10 protein-coding genes are annotated in these 19,061 nt (G+C 60.1%); 5 read left to right on the top strand and 5 right to left on the bottom strand.

Annotation, left to right across the window (positions count from 1 at the left end; translation table 11 throughout):
• The first annotated feature begins 265 nt into the window (after positions 1-265).
• Entirely contained in the window at positions 266-1,702 is a 1,437-nt protein-coding gene (locus C8275_RS03410) for a carbon starvation protein A (RefSeq protein ID WP_106484104.1), read from the top strand.
• 4 nt (positions 1,703-1,706) lie between these two features.
• Here C8275_RS03410 and C8275_RS03415 read toward each other — a convergent pair whose 3' ends face one another.
• Positions 1,707-2,834 carry a FecR family protein gene (locus C8275_RS03415; protein ID WP_106484105.1) on the bottom strand — a complete coding sequence of 376 codons (1,128 nt, stop codon included), beginning with the start codon at positions 2,832-2,834 and terminating at the stop codon, positions 1,707-1,709.
• 48 nt (positions 2,835-2,882) lie between these two features.
• Complete coding sequence (locus C8275_RS03420) at positions 2,883-3,377, bottom strand: sigma-70 family RNA polymerase sigma factor (protein WP_106484106.1); 495 nt, start codon at positions 3,375-3,377, stop codon at positions 2,883-2,885.
• Positions 3,378-4,514: 1,137 nt separating this feature from the next.
• On the opposite strand from C8275_RS03420, the gene argS reads away from it, so the two are divergent.
• Positions 4,515-6,308, top strand: a complete 1,794-nt coding sequence (gene argS / locus C8275_RS03425; RefSeq protein WP_022384747.1) for an arginine--tRNA ligase — start codon at positions 4,515-4,517, stop codon at positions 6,306-6,308.
• Between the two features lie 172 nt (positions 6,309-6,480).
• Here the strand turns inward: argS and C8275_RS03430 are convergent, their stop codons facing one another.
• The gene (locus C8275_RS03430; protein ID WP_022384748.1) at positions 6,481-7,329 is read right to left on the bottom strand and encodes a helix-turn-helix transcriptional regulator; all 849 of its coding nucleotides are present in this window, start codon (positions 7,327-7,329) and stop codon (positions 6,481-6,483) included.
• A 142-nt stretch (positions 7,330-7,471) separates the two neighbouring features.
• On the opposite strand from C8275_RS03430, the gene C8275_RS03435 reads away from it, so the two are divergent.
• Entirely contained in the window at positions 7,472-9,259 is a 1,788-nt protein-coding gene (locus C8275_RS03435; protein WP_106484107.1) for a PCMD domain-containing protein, read from the top strand.
• A gap of 178 nt (positions 9,260-9,437) precedes the next feature.
• Here C8275_RS03435 and C8275_RS03440 read toward each other — a convergent pair whose 3' ends face one another.
• Together C8275_RS03440 and ahcY are read right to left on the bottom strand one after the other, a co-directional pair.
• Positions 9,438-11,954, bottom strand: coding sequence for a YfhO family protein (locus tag C8275_RS03440; RefSeq protein ID WP_106484108.1), 2,517 nt, complete (start codon positions 11,952-11,954; stop codon positions 9,438-9,440).
• 10 nt (positions 11,955-11,964) lie between these two features.
• Complete coding sequence (ahcY, locus tag C8275_RS03445; RefSeq protein WP_022384756.1) at positions 11,965-13,383, bottom strand: adenosylhomocysteinase; 1,419 nt, start codon at positions 13,381-13,383, stop codon at positions 11,965-11,967.
• 917 nt (positions 13,384-14,300) lie between these two features.
• Here ahcY and C8275_RS03450 point away from each other — a divergent pair.
• Together C8275_RS03450 and C8275_RS03455 are read left to right on the top strand one after the other, a co-directional pair.
• Positions 14,301-15,743 carry a calcineurin-like phosphoesterase family protein gene (locus C8275_RS03450; protein WP_106484109.1) on the top strand — a complete coding sequence of 481 codons (1,443 nt, stop codon included), beginning with the start codon at positions 14,301-14,303 and terminating at the stop codon, positions 15,741-15,743.
• A gap of 80 nt (positions 15,744-15,823) precedes the next feature.
• Positions 15,824-19,054 carry a TonB-dependent receptor gene (locus tag C8275_RS03455; protein ID WP_234395694.1) on the top strand — a complete coding sequence of 1,077 codons (3,231 nt, stop codon included), beginning with the start codon at positions 15,824-15,826 and terminating at the stop codon, positions 19,052-19,054.
• Positions 19,055-19,061: the final 7 nt, after the last annotated feature.

Below are 19,061 nucleotides of genomic sequence, written 5' to 3' on the forward strand. Positions count from 1 at the left end.
GATTCGTGTTAAGTTAATAAATATTCGCGCTGTTTAACCTCTATACGTACACACCTGGGAAATGGGTACTGCAAAAGTGAAGAAATTTGAAAGAAAATTGAAGTTTGTGCTCCCGCCGGCCCGAAAGAATGTCCGTCAGCCCTTCCGCCGAAACAAAAAAACACCTACATTTGCGCCGGAATGACAATCCGGAACCTGTACTGCCTTTCCGGCGTCAGACTATTAGAGAGATGAACCTGTATACGAACAAAAAGAAAGACACACTATGCTGAGCTTTACACTTTGCCTGCTGGCGCTCATTGCCGGCTACTTCCTCTACGGCCGCTTCATGGAGCGCCTCTTCGGTCCCGACGACCGCCCGACACCCGCCCTGACCAAAGCCGACGGCGTGGACTTCATCGCGTTGCCGACGTGGAAGATCTTCATGATTCAGTTCTTGAACATTGCGGGCCTCGGACCCATCTTCGGCGCCATCATGGGCGCCAAGTTCGGCACCGCATCCTTCCTCTGGATTGTCCTCGGAAGCATCTTCGCCGGCGCCGTGCACGACTACCTCTCGGGCATGCTCTCGCTCCGTCACGGCGGGGAAAGCCTGCCCGACATCATCGGGCGCTACCTGGGTCGGACGACCGAACAGGTCATGCGCGTCTTCTCCATCATCCTGATGATTCTCGTGGGAGCCGTCTTCGTCGCCGGTCCCGCGGGCCTGCTCGCCAAGCTGACGCCCGACGCGCTCGACACGACCTTCTGGATTGTCGTTGTCTTCCTGTACTATATCCTTGCCACGATGCTCCCCATCGACAAGATTATCGGCAAGATTTATCCGCTCTTTGCCGTCGCACTGCTCTTCATGGCTGTCAGCATCCTCGTGATGCTCTACGTCCACCACCCTGCGTTGCCCGAGCTCTGGCACGGGCTGGAGAACACCCACCCCGACGCCGACACGCTGCCCATCTTCCCCATCATGTTCGTCAGCATCGCCTGCGGAGCCATCAGCGGGTTCCACGCCACGCAGAGTCCCCTCATGGCACGCTGCATGACCAGCGAACGCCACGGGCGCCCCGTCTTCTACGGTGCGATGATAGCCGAGGGCATCGTCGCCCTCATCTGGGCGGCGGCAGCCACCTGCTTCTTCCAGGACCATGGGATGGGAGAGACCAACGCCGCCGTCATCGTCGATGCCCTGACGAAGGACTGGCTTGGCACCGTGGGCGCCGTGCTGGCGGTCATCGGCGTCATTGCCGCACCCATCACCAGCGGCGACACTGCCTTCCGCTCGGCGCGGCTCATCGTGGCGGACTTCCTCGGCATGGAGCAACGCACCATCCGACGCCGTCTCTACATCTGCATCCCCATGTTCACCCTGGCGGTGGGGCTGCTCATCTACAGCCTGCGCGACGCCGAGGGCTTCAACATCATCTGGCGCTACTTTGCCTGGGCGAACCAGACCCTGTCCATCTTCACGCTCTGGGCGGTGACCGTCTACTTGGTGCGCGAGCGGCGGAAGCCTGCCTTCCTTGTCACGTTCTTCCCCGCCCTCTTTATGACGGCGGTCTGCACGACCTACATCTGCATCGCGCCCGAGGGCTTCGGCGTCCCCGTCAGTGCCACGGGCGTCATCGCCATCCTCTCCGTCATCGGCGCCACGCTGTGGTTCTGCCTCTGGTACCGGAAGGCAGGGCGCCGTCCGCTGCAGCCCTGAGCCGTCAGCGGAGCACGATGCGGTTCCCCTCCAGGACCGCTGTCAGGCGTTGCAGTCCGTTGAGGCGCTTCAACGCCTCCTCCAGCGTGCCCCTGCGGTCGGCGACATAGTGCAGGTGGAAGTCGAGCAGCTCCGGGTCGGCGTTCACCTCGATGTCCACGTTGTACCACCGTCCCAGTCCGCGGAGTATCTCCTCCAGCGACGCGTGGTCGAAGTAGAAGTATCCCTCCTTCCACTGCGTGCGTGCATAGGGGTCGACGTTATGCAGCTCCGACGAGCCGTCCGGCTTCAGCGTGAACTCCTGCCCCGGCTGCAGGTTCACTTCCTCCCGTCCGTCCGGGTCCTGCACCACCACGCTGCCCCGGACGAGGGTCACGTGTGAGGGCGCGTCGGTGTAAGCCTGGAGGTTGAACTCCGTGCCCAGCACGCGCGTGCTGAACTGTGTCGTCTCGACCACGAAGGGGTGACGCTCGTCGCGTGCCACGCGGAAGTAGGCTTCCCCCTCCACACGGACGCGCCGTTCGCCGCCCGTGAACCGCGAGGGGTAGTGCAGGCAGCTCTCGGCATTCACCCACACCTCCGTGCCGTCCGCCAGCACGAGATGGAAGTCCTTGCCGCGGGGGACGGTCAGGGTCTGCATCTCCACACGTTCCACCTCCCGGTAGTCCGCCACGCGCCCGTCCGTCCGTATGCCCTGTTCCTCCAGCGCCTCAGCCGCCTGCGGCTTGTCCAGCTCCCAGACCGTCCCGTTGTCTGCCGACAGGGTCACGCCCCGCTCGTCGTGCACGGCAGTGAACATCAGCACCGCCTGCCCGTCGGTCTGCGGACGGGTGAAGAACACCCAGAGCAGCACGGCGAGGCATGCCGCCATGCCCGTCCATCCGCCCCACACGAGGAATCCGTTGCGGCGCCGCCGGTGCCGTCCATCCGTCCGTCGGCGGAAGTCCTCCCACGCGCGGTCAGTGTCAGGCGCCGCGTGCAGCCTCCGTGCGAAGACCCCGTTGCAGTCGTGCACCGCCTGGCGCAGGCGTTCCAGCTCCTTCTCGTCAGCAGGTCTGCCGATGTCGCCGGCTGTGTCCGCGTCCTCCAGCCAGTCGAGCCACTCGTCGCTATGTTTGTCGTTTGTTTCCATTGTCAGGTTCTTTACAATCCTATACGTGTGAGCCTCCGGTTCAGGTACTCACTTTAACATAAATTCGTCTCTCAGGTTTCTCAGCGCCGTGGTGATGTGCCGTTTGACGCCGTCCGTGGTGATGCCCAGGATGGCAGCCACCTCCCGGTAGGACTTCTTGTGGAAGAAGCACTGTTCCAGGACGAAGCGCCGTTGTGGCGGCATCCCGCTGATGACCCTGTCGACCCGTTGCAGCCGTTCCTCCAGCTCGCGGTCCGTCCCGAGCAGTCCCTCCCGGACGTCGGCGGCATAGAACAGGACGTAGCGTTGCTTCACCGACCTACGGCGCAGGTGGTCCACGCACCGGTTCTTGACGCAGGCATAGAGGTACGCCATCCGTCCGTCGGGGCGCACGGAGTCATAGTCGTGCCACAGCGTCTCGAACACGTCGCTCACGATGTCCTTGCAGACCTCGGCGTCGTCGACAAACGTCAGCGCGTAGTAGTAGAGTCGGGTGTAGTTGCTCTTGAACAGATATTCAAATTCTTTGTCATTCTTCGTCATCGTTCCACACGTCTAGAGTTTCATCGTTCAAAGGGTTTGAGTGTTTATGCGGCGGCAAATTTACATGATATTATTTTATAATTGCCAACGATTTAATTGACAATTGATAATTGACAATTGACAATTGCCCTGCGGCGTGTGCCTGAATCCACAAGGCGGTGAATGTAGGGGCGACATAACAGAATTGACAATTGACAATTGACAATGGACAATTGCCGTTCGGTGCGACGGGCGAGACCACAAGGAGATAATTGTCAATTGTCAATTGTCCATTGTCAATTGAAGAAGCGCTTTGCGCTTCTGACAAAATGTCAAATGAACCGCCTGAGAATGCCCGCGGTTGCACCAAAATACGGATTGGTGACCGGGAAGGCCCTTCTCGGGCGATTCGTGAAATACATACTGACGGTATTTTCGTCGATTCCCTTTCTTCCTGTTCCATTTTCCTGTCTGTCCGTTCCCTTCCGTCGGTCTTTTCACACGGACGGACGCAAAATCACACATCGGGAATCGTGCCCCTTCGGGCTCTAAAAAATGGGGACAGGTGGCTGTTTTCGTACGGACGAACGACTACGACGGTGCGGACACGTCGGTACGACGGTAGTCGTTCGTCCCTACGAAGCCAGTCACAGGTGCTTTTGACCGTGGAAATTGGTTCGGCGGATGCTTTTTCTGCGTTAGAAACGGTATAATTATGTAAATGTATGTTTATTCTGATGCGTTCCGAGGGATGTATATTAAAATATTTAACGCGCGTTTTTCTAATTGGAGCGAATTTGCGGATTTGTGCGTTACCTGAAAACGGCAAATCGGGAAAATGTAATGTTAAAACCGATGTTTTAATTGACAATTGTCAATTGATGTTCGTTGGACCGGGCGACCAGACCGGTCGCCCCTACATTCACCGCCTGATGGATTCAGGCATACGCCGAAGGGCAATTGTCAATTGTTCCTTGTCAATTGTCAATTGATAAAGGTCGCCCCTACATTCGCCGCCTGATGGAATTGTTCATGTCCCGGACGGGAATTGTCCATTGAAACCGCGTTGCCGGGGCGCGGTGGTGTGCCGATTCGTTTTTTCTTCCTATCTTTGCCGCCGATAAGGAAGTAACTAAGCAACTAAGCATTCAATACGTTATGAAGATTGAAGACAAAATAGGGGCTTCGGTCATCGAGGCCATCCATGCACTCTACGGGCAGGAAGTGTCCCCCGCGCAGGTGCAGCTGCAAAAGACAAAGAAAGAGTTTGAGGGGCATCTCACCCTCGTAGTGTTCCCCTTCCTGAAGATTTCCCGCAAGGCGCCCGAGGCGACGGCACAGGAGATTGGTGCGTACCTGAAGGAGCACGAGCCTGCCGTGGCGGCATTCAACGTCATCAAGGGCTTCCTGAACCTGACGGTGGCGTCGGCATGCTGGGTCGAGCTGCTCGACAGCATCCACGCGGACGCACGTTACGGACTGACGGACGCGACCGACCGCTCGCCGCTGGTCATGATCGAGTACTCGTCGCCGAACACCAACAAACCCCTCCACCTGGGGCACGTCCGCAACAACCTGCTGGGCAATGCGCTGGCGAACATCCTCGCCGCCAATGGCAACCGGGTGGTAAAGACCAACATCGTCAACGACCGCGGCATACACATCTGCAAGTCGATGCTTGCCTGGCTGAAGTACGGCAACGGCGAGACGCCCGAGTCGTCCGGTAAGAAAGGCGACCACCTCGTGGGCGACTACTACGTGGCGTTCGACAAGCACTACAAGGCGGAAGTGGCTGAGCTGATGGAGAAGGGCATGACCAAGGAGGAAGCCGAGGCGGCGTCCCCTCTGATGAAGGAGGCACGCGAAATGCTCGTGAAGTGGGAAGCCGGAGACCCGGAGGTGCGCGCCCTGTGGAAGCGCATGAACAGCTGGGTGTACGCCGGCTTCGACGAGACGTACCGCATGATGGGCGTCGGCTTTGACAAGATATACTACGAGTCGGAGACCTACCTGGAGGGCAAGGAGAAGGTGCTCGAAGGGCTGGAGAAGGGGCTCTTCTACCGCAAGGAGGACGGCTCCGTGTGGGCGGACCTGACGCCCGAAGGGCTGGACCAGAAGCTGCTGCTGCGTGCCGACGGGACGTCGGTCTACATGACTCAGGACATCGGCACGGCGAAGCTGCGCTTCCGCGACTATCCCATCGACAAGATGATTTACGTCGTGGGCAACGAGCAGAACTACCACTTCCAGGTGCTGTCCATCCTGCTCGACAAGCTGGGCTTCGAGTGGGGCAAGGGCCTCGTGCACTTCTCCTACGGCATGGTCGAGTTGCCCGAGGGCAAGATGAAGAGCCGCGAGGGTACGGTGGTCGACGCCGACGACCTGATGGCAGAGATGATCGCCACCGCCCGCGAGACGTCCACCGAGCTGGGCAAGCTCGACGGGGTGTCGCGTGAAGAGGCCGACGACACCGCCCGCATCGTCGGGCTGGGTGCGCTGAAGTACTTCATCCTCAAGGTGGACGCACGAAAGAACATGACCTTCAACCCGAAGGAGTCCATCGACTTCAACGGCAACACGGGTCCCTTCATACAATATACGTACGCGCGCATCCGCTCCATCCTGCGCAAGGCCGCGGAGGCAGGACTGACCGTCCCCGCCCGTCTGCCGGAGAACGTGGAGCTGAGCGAGAAGGAGGAAGGGCTGATACAGCTCCTGGCGGACTTTGCCGGCGTGGTGCGTCAGGCAGGGACCGACTACAACCCCTCAATCATAGCCAACTACTGCTATGACCTGGTGAAGGAGTACAACCAGTTCTACCACGACTTCAGCATCCTGCGCGAGGAGAACGAGAACCTGAAGCTCTTCCGTCTCGCCCTGTCCGAGAACGTGGGCAAGATAGTCCGCCTGGGCATGGGACTGCTGGGCATCGAGGTCCCCGAACGGATGTAAGCAGGGGCGGACGTCCCTGACGGATACGAATGGACAACTGACAAGGCATTCTCACGCCGGCACGTCGTCGTGTGCCGGGGGTCGGCAGCAGCCGGTTTCCCCACACGGACGGCAGCCGGCAGGGGTGGCTTGCCGGTTGTCCATTTTTCATGGGCGGACGCCGCGTCCGTCCTCAGGAGTTCCGGTACGTCTGCGGCGTCATGCCGGTGTGTTCGCGGAAGAAGCGGTTGAAGTGGGAGGGGTTGACGAAGCCCAGCTCGAAGGCAATCTCCTTGACCGGCTTGCGGCTCGTGGAGAGCAGCTCCTTGGCGTTCATGATCAGGAAGTTGTTGATGAGCGAGAGGGCGGTGCGTCCCGAGGCACGCTTGATGGCGGAACAGAAGTGCGGGAGGGTCACTCCGCACGCCGAGGCGTAGAAGGCGACGGTGTGCTCCCGGGCGTAGTGGTGCAGCAGCAGGACGACGAACTCGCGACAAATCTCCTGGTCGCGCGTCAGCTCCCCGTCCCAGCGTGGCACATAGTGGTGGTACAGGCGCAGGCAGGTCTGCAGCGACAGCGAGAGCAGCGGGGTGAGCACCTCGCGGTCGTTCTCGATGCGGCCGATGGCGGCAGTGCGCATCAGCAGACGGTAGGCCTGCTCGTAGAGCCGTGTGATGCGCGGAGGCAGGCTGAGCGCGGGGTGCTGGAGGATGGAGTGGAAGTCGTCGACGACCAGCTTGAGGTAGTTCGACCGTGCCATGAACTCCGACGAGTAGCCGACCACGTAGAGATGGATGTCGCTGCTGATGGACTCGACCTGGATGAAGCTGCCCGGCAGCAGGGTGATAAAGGACCCCGTGCGGATGGTCAGGTGGGTCAGGTTCACGGTGGCGCGGACCTCGCCCCGGGTGCACAGGATGAAGAGGCACGCCTTTATCTTGCACGGGAAGCGGGCGTAGTTCTGGAGCAGTGCGACGGGTATTTCGTCGGTGACGACAAAGTCGATGGGGAGGTCGAATTTGGGGAGTTCGTGGTTGGTCATGGGTCGTAATCTTAAGAATGGGACACAGAATCGGAATAATGTGGCTTTGCGTACGTGCAAAATTATAAGAACTTTGCAGCGATTTTCCGGACTGTGCGAAACGGTCTGCAAGGTAAGAATATAATATTAAACAACGAAGACGATGAAGAAAGATTTTTTCAAGACCATGCTCCTGATGCTGTGTACGGTTTTCACGTTTGCGGCATGTAGCGACGACGACGATCCCATCCTGGGCAGTGAGGCTGCGATGATCAGCTTCTCCTTTGACCCCTCTGTAGCTGCCAACTCCATTGTGACCTCCCAACCGGTCATCGGCAGTGACAACTCGATTACGTACACGGTGAGCGAACAGGCTACCGAGGCACAGCTGGCTACGCTGGTGCCGACGGTGGTTGTTTCCGCCGGTGCCACTTATACGGCTTCCGGTTCTGACTTTTCGAAGGAAGTGACCTACAAGGTCGTTTCAGAGGACGGTCAGACGACCACGCAATATGTGGTGAAAGTGCCGGGCCTGACCTATCCCATCGAGGAGCAGGTTGCCGGAACCTACAAAGGCTTGCTGAACGTTGAGATGATGGGAAGCAGCCTGGTGGTCGACGAGCCGAAGAACATCACCGTGACGAAGAACAAGGGCAATGCCGTTGATTTGCTCCTGACTGACTTCTCCTTCCAGGGAATGCCCTTGGGCGACATCCAGCTCGACAGCCTGACGGTGACACTTGACGACAAGGGCGTGTACACCTTCACCGGCAACCAGGGACTGACCTTGGGCAGCGGTGTGGGCGACTGCACCGTGGAGACCGAAGGTACGGTGGACAATGGTGCCGTGACGGCGAAGCTCACCATCCTGTGGATGCAGGTTCCCATCAACGTGACCTATACCGGCGAACGCCTGACGGGCGACGAGAGTGGCGAGGCAAAGATGACGGCATTCTCCTTCACCGGCAATCCTTCGTTCGTGGCACAGCAACCGGTCATCAATGACGACAATACCATCACGTTCGGCGTCAGTGAGTCCACAACCGACGAGCAGCTGAAGTCGCTGCAAGCCACCGTGGAGGTTTCGGCCGGAGCAACTTACAAGGCCGACGGCACCGACTTCTCCAAAGACGTGACCTACACCGTGGTTGCGGAGAACGGCACCGTGGCAACCTACGTTGTGAAGGCTCCCGCCCGTATGGCATCGCTGAAGTATTCCTTCGACGAGTGGGAAAGCGTGGCAGGAAGCTTCCTCAGCAACGCATACGACAAACCGAAACCGACGAATGAGTTGGCCTCCAGTGCCGAAGGCGCAGGCATGCTGAAGCTCTTCGGGTTTACCGACATGCCTGTCTACAAGTCTACCGACGACAAGGTGGCAGGTGCTGCCGCTGCCCGTCTGGTGACGATGGACACAAGTGCGAAGGCAAGTACCCTGGTGCCCGCCATTACTTCCGGTTCGTTGTTCACGGGCCAGTTCGACATGTCGGTGGCTACAACCGACAAGTTGAGCAGTACACGCTTCGGCATCGCCTATGACAAGAAGCCGTTGCGCTTCAAGGGCTACTACAAGTACACGCCGGGTGAGAAGTTCATTGACGGCACGGACGTGGAGAACATTGTCACCGTGGACAAGACCGATGAGTGCGCCATCCAGGCAGTGCTCTACGAAGCTGAGACCGAAGACTTCACGTTGACAGGTCACGACATCAACAACTCTGACAAGCGCGTCGCAGTAGCTGCCCTGTCCGACGGTTCAGCAAAGGCAGACTGGACATCGTTCGATATCCCGTTCACCTGGCTCGAAGGCAAGACCTATGACCCTGCCAAGAAGTACAAGCTCGCCATCGTCTGCTCATCCAGCAAGGAGGGTGACCTCTTCAAGGGGGCAGGCGGCAGCACACTGCTCATCGACGAGTTCGAGGTAGTCGGCGAGGCCGTAGCGAAATAACGGACAGTTCATATCCTCTCTTTAAATTGATAAGAAAAGCCGTCCCGGCTTCCCCTGACGGGGGAGTGGGGCGGCTTTCTTGTTGGGGCAGGGGCGGACCTTCCTCCCACCCCAACACCAAACGAGCCCCTGCCGACCTTCGGCAGAGGCTCGTTTGCTCTCAGGCAGGGGTTGCGCATCACTTACGCTTCCCGCGTCGCACGTGCAGCACGATGCCTGCCACGATGCCCAGCAGCATGAGGGCGAGGGCGATGTAGGCGATGGTCTCTGTCGTGTGCAGCGAAACCGGGTCGAACGTCATCACCAGCTCGTGGCGTCCGGCGGGCACCTGGAGCGCACGCAGGATGTAGTCGGCGCGTCCGACTGCCACCTCCTCGCCGTCGATGAATGCCTGCCAACCGGGATAGTACACCTCGGCGAAGACCACCACGCCACCCTTCGGAGAGTTCACTTCGTAGGTCAGGCGATTGGCGTCATAGGACTTCATCGTCACCGTACAGGTGGAGTCGACGGGTTGTGCCTGTCCGACGGCAGACGCGAAACGCTTGTCCACCACTGCCGTATGACGGGGGTTGATGTGGTGGAGCGCCTCAATCTCCTCGTTGGCATTTGCCACCTCCTGCACCTCGCTGACGAACCATGCGTTGCCTAAGGCATAGGGGTTCTGCAGGGGGACGGTCGTCCCGTCGGCGGCAGGAAGGATGAACCAGCGCGTGTTGAGCATGTTGATGACCGGGAACAGCGAGTCGTTCACCTGCGTCATGTCGCCGCCGGCGGTCGCTACCTCTTTGTAGAGGGCCTGCATCTCGGGGGCGATGTGCTCCTCGATCATCTCCTGATAGCGGCGCAGCTTCGCGGCGTTATATCCGCCCACGCTCTTGTGGTAGTAGGACGTCTCGTTCTCGTTGAAGGTGTTCGACGCAAGGTTGAGCACACGGTAGTCCAGTGATTTGTCGCTGAGGATGACCTTGTCGGCGGCTGACGGGCTGAACAGCTTGCTGTGTGCCACCTCCCGGGGCTCGACATACATCTCGTCGCACAGGTAGCGCTTGTTCACCGACCAGAGGTCCACGAGGCAGAGCACGCCGACCAGCACCAGGGTCGTCTTCGCCTTCAGCCTGCCCAACGCGAAGAAGGCGATGAGCAGCGTGCCGGCAAGCACCACGAAGAAGCTGCGCCACGCATCGGCGGTGAACATCGCCACGCGCATGTCCGTCAGGTTCGTCAGCACCGCGGTGAGGTACTGCGACGGAAGTCCGTTCTGCAGCGCGCCCATCTCCATCGAAGAGATGAACGACGAGAAGCACACCTTCGGCGCCACGGCAAAGAGGAAGGCGACACCGCCCGTCAGCAGGAAGCTGCCCACGAACGCCTTCCGGTGCTCGCGGAGGACCTGCGGACGCGAGAGCACCTCACGCAGCGCCATCATGGCAAGCAGCGGGATGGTGAACTCCGCTATCACCAGGATGGATGCTACCGTACGGAACTTGGCATACATCGGCACGTAGTCGATGAAGAAGTCGGTGAAGCCCATGAAGTTCTTTCCCCACGACAGGAGCACCGACAGCACCGTGGCTGCCAGCAGCGCCCACTTCATCGGGCCCTTCACGATGAAGCAGCCCAGCACGAAGAGCATCAGCACGAACGCCCCCACGTAGACGGGGCCCGAGGTACCCGGTTGCTCGCCCCAGTACTGCGTCAGCTGGCTGTAGAGCGAGCTGAACTGCGGGTCCGCCTTTGCCATCGCCGTGGCATTGTCGCTCATCAGCATGGGCTTGTCGCCGCGGTTGCTCGCGCCGCCCTTCACGTTCGGCACCAGGAGGGACCAGGTCTCGCCGATGCCGTAGCTCCAGGCAGTGATGTAGTCGCGCTCCAGTCCGCTGTCCGTCTGGTTCCCGTTGTCCGCTTTCACCAGTTCGCTCTTGCCGCGCATGGACTCCTTGCTGTACTGCCAGGTGTGGTAGAGGTTCGACAGGTTCACGCAGGCACCGATGGCAGCTGCCACCAGCAGCGTGCACGTCGCCTTGACGAAGCGCGGCATCTCCCTCTTCCGCCAGGCATCCACGCCGAAGGCTATCGCCATGAAGAGCATGACGAAGCCGAAGTAGTAGCTCATCTGGATGTGGTTCGAGAGGATTTGCAGAGCGAGGAAGAACGCCGTGACGATGCCTCCCCACAAGTACTTGCCGCGGTAGGCGAGCACGACGCCCGCTATCGTCGGCGGAATGTAGGCGAGGGTGACGAACTTCCAGATGTGGCCTGCCGCAATGATGATGAAGAAGTAGGACGAGAATGCCCACAGCACGGCGCCGAGGGCGGCCATCCATACGCGGAAGTCAAAGGCGCGCAGCAGGATGTAGAACCCGAGCAGCATGATGAACACCAGCCACACGCTGCCCGGAAGATAGAGGTGATAGACGTCCCCGACGGTCTTCAGCAGGTCCGTCGAGTCGTAGCTCGGCGCCATCTGATAGGTAGGCATGCCGCCGAAGAGCGCGTTGGTCCAACGGGTGCGCTCGCCCGTACGCTGTTGATACTCTTGCATCTCGATGCCCGAGCCGATGCCTGCCACCGCGTCGTGCTGTGCCAGTACGCGTCCCTCGAGCACCGCCGGGAAGAAGTAGGCGAGCGAGAGCACCACGAAGGCAACCACCGCGATGACATCGGGCAAAATCAGTTTGAAGTGCTTGTTCATAAAGGAAGGGTTAGTATCTGTAATGTTCTGCTTTGTAGGGACCGTCCACGGAGACGCCGATGTAGGCAGCCTGCTCCGGGGTGAGCCGGCTCAGGTGGACGCCGATGCGCTCCAGGTGGAGCCGTGCCACCTCCTCGTCGAGCTTCTTCGGCAGACGGTAGACGTCGATGGGGTACGGCTGGTTGAACAGCTCAATCTGTGCCAGCGTCTGGTTGGTGAACGAGTTGCTCATCACGAACGAGGGGTGTCCCGTCGCGCAGCCCAGGTTCACCAGACGGCCGTCGGCGAGCAGGATGACGGAGTGCCCGTCCGGGAAGTAATAGCGGTCAACCTGCGGCTTCACGTTCACGCGGCGGATGCCGGGGTAGTGCTTGAGCGCGTCGACCTGAATCTCATTGTCGAAGTGGCCTATGTTGCAGACGATGGCCTGGTCGGGCATCTGCTCCAGGTGTTCGATGCGGATGATGTCGATGTTCCCCGTCGTGGTGACGAAGATGTTGCCCTGCGTGCATGCCTCCTCCATCGTCACGACCTGGAAGCCTTCCATGGCAGCCTGAAGGGCGCAGATGGGGTCGATTTCCGTCACGAGCACACGGGCGCCATAGGAGCGCATGGAGTGCGCGCAGCCCTTGCCCACATCGCCGTAGCCTGCGACGACCACCACCTTGCCGGCAATCATCACGTCGGTGGCGCGCTTGATGCCGTCGGCGAGCGACTCGCGGCAGCCGTAGAGGTTGTCAAACTTGCTCTTCGTCACCGAGTCGTTGACGTTGAATGCGGGGAAGAGCAGCTTGCCCTCCTCCTTCATCTGGTAGAGTCGGTGTACGCCCGTGGTGGTCTCTTCCGACACGCCGCGCACCTCGGCAGCCACAGCCTGCCAGTAGCCTTTGCGTTCGGCGAGTACCCGGCGCAGGAGGGCGAGCAGCTCGACCTCGTCCTCGGCGTGCACGTCGGCATCGAGCACCGACGCATCCTTCTCCGCCTCCACACCCTTGTGGATGAGCAGGGTGGCGTCGCCGCCGTCGTCGACAATCATGTTCGGACCCTTGCCGCCGGGGAAGTTCATCGCCTGGAGCGTACACCACCAGTAGTCGGCGAGCGTCTCGCCTTTCCAGGCAAACACGGGCACGCCCATCTCGGCGATGGCAGCCGCGGCGTGGTCCTGCGTGGAGTAGATGTTGCAGGACGCCCAGCGTACCTCGGCACCCAGGGCGACGAGCGTCTTGATGAGCACGGCGGTCTGGATGGTCATGTGCAGCGAGCCCATCACGCGGGCACCTTTGAGCGGCTTCGTCTCGCCGTATTTTTCGCGCAGTGCCATCAGTCCGGGCATTTCTTTCTCAGCCATATCGATTTCCTGACGTCCGAATTCCGCCAGTGAAATGTCAGCAACTTTGTAAGGGAGGGTTGAAAACAGTTCGTTTGTCATTTTATAGTGTTTTGATTTGTTGTCGGTTCTCCGCCTCGCCGGCGGGTGCGCGTCGGTGCCGTCAGCCGACGGTCCCGCGCGTGTGTCCGGAGGACCTGCAAATATAGACAATCTTTCTCTTTCAGCAAGATATGCCGGCGGCGAATGTGGGGCGGCAGGATGCCACCGGTCCGTCGCGGCGTCGGTGTCAGAATGTCAAAATGTCAAACGAAGCGCCCGTGAAGGGGCTTCCTTGCGCCAAAATGCGGGCTGGTGACCGGGAAGGCCCTTCTCGCGCGATTCGCAAAATGCAGGTTGTCGCCTTTCCCGTCGTTCCGCTTTCTTTTGTTCAGCGGAAGGGCTGTTCAGCCGACGGGACGTTGCCGGGACCGTCCGTGCGGACGTCAGGACGACAGTGGACAAACGGAAGGCTCCGTCCGTCTGAAAATGAAAATAGGTAAAGAAAACAGACAAAACCGATGCCTTTTTTCGTGCGGACACGTCCGTACGACGGTGCGGACGAACGACTACGGTGGTACGGACGCGTCCGTACGAAAGTGAAAACGGGTTGGAACGACGCTGCGAAGGGGTCCGCACCCTCGTTTTTGTGTTAACGGAATAAAAATGGGAGCCTGTCCGGACATCCGTGTCTTAAAATATGTATTCAACTGCGCGCTGGAAGGGACGAAATGACGAAAGTACGCGTCAGCTGAAAACCCCGAATCGGGAAAAAGTGACAGGAAAACAGGGAAAATAGCGACGAAATGACAAACCGCGAGCCGCCTTCCGCCCCGACACCGGAGGGCATGCGCCGGGACCACTGTCACGGGGGTGTAACAGGATGGGAACAGGATTGTCACAGGGGCGTCACGGCGCTGTAACGGGGAAGGACGTACTTTGCAGCAGTTTTCTGAAATATTCCTAAAACTATTCGATATATGTATCAAGAGACAGCTAGATTAGGGGCATTCGGAGTTGCCTTGTGGGCACTCTGCCTGAGCGCTGCAGCGCAGCATTCTGTTTTGAGTTTTTCCGGAAAAGTCCTCGACGAGAAGGGCAAGGGCATAGCCGGGGTGGTGGTCAACGACGGGGTCCGTTTCACCCGGACCGACGGCAAGGGCGCCTGGTCGCTCGACTCGGACACCACCGTGAGCAAGTTCGTGAGCATCTCCACGCCGTCGGCTTACCGACTGCCGCAGCGGGAGGGACTGGCGGACGGATTCTATGTGTCCGTGGGACAGCTGGCGGCAGGCGGCAACCGGCACGACTTCAGGCTGGAACGGCGCAAGGAGGCGTCGGACCGCTTCTACTACATCGCCGTGTCCGACCCGCAGGTGCGCGACGCACGGGAGATGAAGCGCTGGCGTCAGGAGGCGGTCGTGGACCTGAAGGAGACCATCGACTCGCTGAAGCAGAGCCGCGAGGTGGTGGGCATGACGCTCGGCGACCTGGTGTTCGACAACATGGGGCTGTACCCCGAGTACAAGGAGTCGTTGCGGAACACGGGGGCGACCTTCTTCCAGTGCATCGGCAACCATGACTTCGACCTGCGCTACCAGGACCTGCACAACATGGAGGCGGGGACGCCGGTCTATGGGGAAATGGTCTACCACAGCTACTTCGGCCCGACGGACTATTCGTTCAACGTGGGCAAGGCGCACATCGTGACCATGAAGAACATCAACTACGTGAGCAACAAGAAGTATATCGAAGCGCTCACCGGGGCGCAGCTGGCGTGGCTGAAGAAGGACCTGAGCCATGTGCCCGAAGGCAGCCTCGTCATCCTGAACATGCACGCCTCCTCCTGGAACACCGTGGAGCCGGGCGGGAACATCCGCAATGCCTCCGCGCTGAAGGAGGTGCTGGAGGGCTACAACGTGCATGTCTTCTGCGGGCACACCCACTTCCTGCAGAACAACGAGGTCAGCCCGACGCTCTATGAGCACAACATCGGGGCTGCCTGCGGTGCCTGGTGGGCAGGCTGGGTGAACCAGTGTGGCGCACCGAACGGCTACATGGTGGTCGATGTTGACGGCGACCGGCTGAAGTGGCACTACAAGGGCACACGCCGCGACTTCGGCTACCAGTTCCGTCTGTACAACCGGGGCGAGTTCACGACGCAGAGCAGCTTCGTGGTCGCCAACGTCTGGGACTGGGACAGTGCCTGCCGCGTGGTGTGGTACGAGGACGGGAAACCCATGGGCGACATGGAGCGTTTCATCGACTCGGACGAGGAGCGTGCCGCGCAGCTGAAGAACCGTGCGAAGGCTCCGAAGACGGGACACCTGTTCCGCCTCATGCCGTCGGACGGTGCGAAGGAAATCCGTGTGGAACTGACCAACCGCTTCGGCGAGGTGTACACGCAGACGCTCCGTCTGTGAACCGGACGGAGGGGAAACTCGTCAACTAATCTGAACATGCACTTATGGAAACAAGACAGACAAGGATAACAGGCAGGCCTTTGCTGCGCTGCAGACGCAGCCTCGTGAGCCTGCTGGTGGCCTGCTCGGCTGCCACGGCATGGGCTGCCGTCGTCCCGTTCGAGGGGACGGTGGTGGACGCCCAGGGTCAACCGCTCACAGGCGTTGCCGTACGCGTCAAGGGCGAGAACAAGGGGGTAGTGACGGACATCAACGGCCGCTTCATACTCAATGTGGAACAGGGGAAGACGCTTGTGCTGAGCTACATCGGCTACTCCAACCAGGAAATCGAAGTGTCGGACGGACAGCAGATGCAAATCGTCCTGAAGGAGGACGACCAGCTGCTCGACGAGGTCGTCGTCGTGGGTTACGGAACGGCGAAGAAGGCGAACCTGGTGGGCGCCGTGGAGCAAATCGACAGCAAGCAGATAGCGGAGCGTGCCAACAGCAACGTGTCCCGCTCGCTGCAGGGCCTGATGCCGGGACTGAACGTGACGTTCTCCGACGGCAAGCCGTCGCGCAACCCCTCCATCAACATCCGTGGTACGGGCAGCATCGGGGCGGGCGGAAGCGCGCTCATCCTCATCGACGGGGTGGAGGGCGACCTGAACTCGGTGAGCCCCTCTGACGTGGAGAGTGTGTCGGTGCTCAAGGACGCCTCGTCGGCAGCCATCTACGGCGCACGCGGTGCCTTCGGCGTGGTGCTCATCACGACGAAGAAAGCCCAGTCGGGCAAGGCTCGGGTCAACTACAACGGCAGCGTGTCGCTGCACCGGCGTACGGTGCGCACGGAGGACGGCATCGTCTCGAACGGTCTGCAGTGGACCGACGGCTGGTACACCGCCTACCTGGAGGGGAAGAACTCCATCCCTGCGGGCATCAACAACGTGTTCAAGTACTCCACCGACTGGTACAACGAGCTGGTGAAGCGCGATGCCGACCCGACACTCGACAAGGTGCGGGTGAACGACAACGGCGAGTACGAGTACTTCGGCAACACGAACTGGCTCGATATCATCTACCGCGACTTCAACTACTCTACCGAACACAACGTGAGCGTGAGCGGTGGCAGCGACAGGGCGAAGTATTACGTCTCGGGGCGCTACTTCAACCAGGACGGCATATACAGCGCCGGTGGGGAAAGGTACACACAGTACAACCTCAACTCGCGTGGCGAAATCCGGATTAACCGGAACCTCACGCTGGAGAACAGCACGAAGTTCACCCACTTCAAGTCACACCAGCCGATGGTGATGTACGACCGGCAGAACATCGCCCGGCAGATACAGCACCAGGGCTACCCCGTGACGATGGAGAAGAACCCTGACGGGACCTGGACCGAGGCGGCTGTCTACATCGGCTGGGCAGGCTTCGTCGAGGGGACTTCGTGGCAGAAGAACGGCAAGATAGACTTCCGCAACACCAGCACCCTGACGTGGGAGCCCATCCTGGACCAGCTGACGTTCAAGGGCGATTTCACCTACGCGAAGAGCCTTTCCGACCGCCGACGCGCCGAGAACCAGTATGAGTACTACACCGGTCCGGAAATCGTGAAGGAGCGCAACACGTACAGCTCCCTGGAGAATGTAGACTATGACAAGGAGTATATCTCCAGCAACATCACGGGTAACTATGAGCCGCAGTTCGCCAATCCCGACCATTACCTCAACGTGCTGCTCGGCTGGAACCTGGAGACCCAGTCCTACGAGACCATTACCACCTACCGCCGTGGGTTGCTGTACCCGACGAAGCCCAGCTTTGCCCTCATGGACGGCGACTACTATACGGAGAACCAGAGCGGCTATGAGTGGGCGTACGTGGGCTTCCTCTACCGCGTGAACTACAACTACAGGAACCGTTACCTCGCCGAGTTCAGCGGACGCTACGACGGCTCGTCGAAGTTCCCCTCCAACCAGCAGTGGGGCTTCTTCCCTTCAGGGTCGGTGGGCTGGCGCATCTCGGAAGAGCCGTTCATGGCTCCCGCCCGCACCTGGCTTGACAACCTGAAGCTGCGCGCTTCCATCGGCAGCTTGGGTAACGGGAGTGTGGACCCGTATCTCTACCTCTCCACCGTCCCCATCAAGCGGACGTCGGTGATTCTTGACGGTGGTCTGCAGGGTTATGCCACCACACCGGGCATCGTGCCCAGCAGTCTGACGTGGGAACGCGCGACGACTTACGACGTGGGCCTCGACTTCGCCCTGCTCAACAACCGCCTCAGCGCCACCTTCGACTACTACCAGCGTTATACCACCGACATGTACACCGTCGGCCCGACGCTGCCCGCCGTGCTGGGTGCCTCGACTCCGAAGGGCAACAACGCCGAGATGAAGACCCGTGGATGGGAGCTCTCCGTGGAGTGGCGCGACCGCTTCACCCTGGGCGACAAGCCGTTCAACTACAGCATCAAGGCGATGGTGTGGGACAACCGCACGTGGGTGACGAAGTTCTACAACCCGACCAAATCGCTCTCGACCTACTACGAGGGGCAGGAAATAGGCACCATCTGGGGGTACCACATCGAGGGACTCTTCAAGGACCAGGCTGAGATCGACGCACATGCCGACCAGTCCTACCTCGTCGTCTCCGACGACAACATCCTGAAGCCCGGTGACCTGAAGTTCGCCGACCTCGACGGCAGCGGCGCCGTGGACAACGGGAAGAACACGCTCGACGACCACGGCGACCTGAAGGTGGTCGGCAACACGACCCCGCGCTACCAGTTCGGCGTCACCCTGGCAGCCAACTGGAACGGCTTCGGCGTGAGTGCCTTCTTCCAGGGCGTGGGTCAGCGCGACTGGTACCCGCACCGCGAGTCCGCCTTCTTCTGGGGACAGTACGACCGTCCCTACAGCTACATGCTGAAGGAGCACACCGGCAACAACGTCTGGACGGAAGAGAATCAGAACACTGACGCCTACTGGCCGCGCTACCGTGGCTACCTGGCTCAAGGCTCGACCCGTGCACTGGGCCGGCAGGCGAACGACCGCTACCTGCAGAACGCAGCGTACGTCCGTCTGAAGAACCTGCAGGTGGACTACACCTTCAGTCCGAAGGTCTGCAAGGCGCTCCACCTGGAGAACCTCAAGGTCTATCTGGCGGGCGAGAACCTCTGCACGTGGAGTCCGCTCTACAAGCACACGAAGATGTACGACCCCGAAGTCATCAATCCGGGCGACGCTGACTTCCGTTCTACCGCCAACACCGACGGCGACGGATACGGCTATCCGCTCCTGAGCAGCTACACCTTCGGCATTAACGTAACCTTCTAACGACAAC

Source organism: Bacteroides sp. Marseille-P3684 (assembly GCF_900291465.1).
In the GTDB taxonomy this organism is placed as follows: Bacteria; Bacteroidota; Bacteroidia; order Bacteroidales; family Bacteroidaceae; genus Phocaeicola_A.

Coding starts and splice junctions, on each gene's coding strand:
- C8275_RS03410 (WP_106484104.1), top strand. CDS start 266: ATGCTGAGCTTTACACTTTGCCTGCTGGCGCTCATTGCCGGCTACTTC.
- C8275_RS03415 (WP_106484105.1), bottom strand. CDS start 2,834: ATGGAAACAAACGACAAACATAGCGACGAGTGGCTCGACTGGCTGGAG.
- C8275_RS03420 (WP_106484106.1), bottom strand. CDS start 3,377: ATGACGAAGAATGACAAAGAATTTGAATATCTGTTCAAGAGCAACTAC.
- argS (WP_022384747.1), top strand. CDS start 4,515: ATGAAGATTGAAGACAAAATAGGGGCTTCGGTCATCGAGGCCATCCAT.
- C8275_RS03430 (WP_022384748.1), bottom strand. CDS start 7,329: ATGACCAACCACGAACTCCCCAAATTCGACCTCCCCATCGACTTTGTC.
- C8275_RS03435 (WP_106484107.1), top strand. CDS start 7,472: ATGAAGAAAGATTTTTTCAAGACCATGCTCCTGATGCTGTGTACGGTT.
- C8275_RS03440 (WP_106484108.1), bottom strand. CDS start 11,954: ATGAACAAGCACTTCAAACTGATTTTGCCCGATGTCATCGCGGTGGTT.
- ahcY (WP_022384756.1), bottom strand. CDS start 13,383: ATGACAAACGAACTGTTTTCAACCCTCCCTTACAAAGTTGCTGACATT.
- C8275_RS03450 (WP_106484109.1), top strand. CDS start 14,301: ATGTATCAAGAGACAGCTAGATTAGGGGCATTCGGAGTTGCCTTGTGG.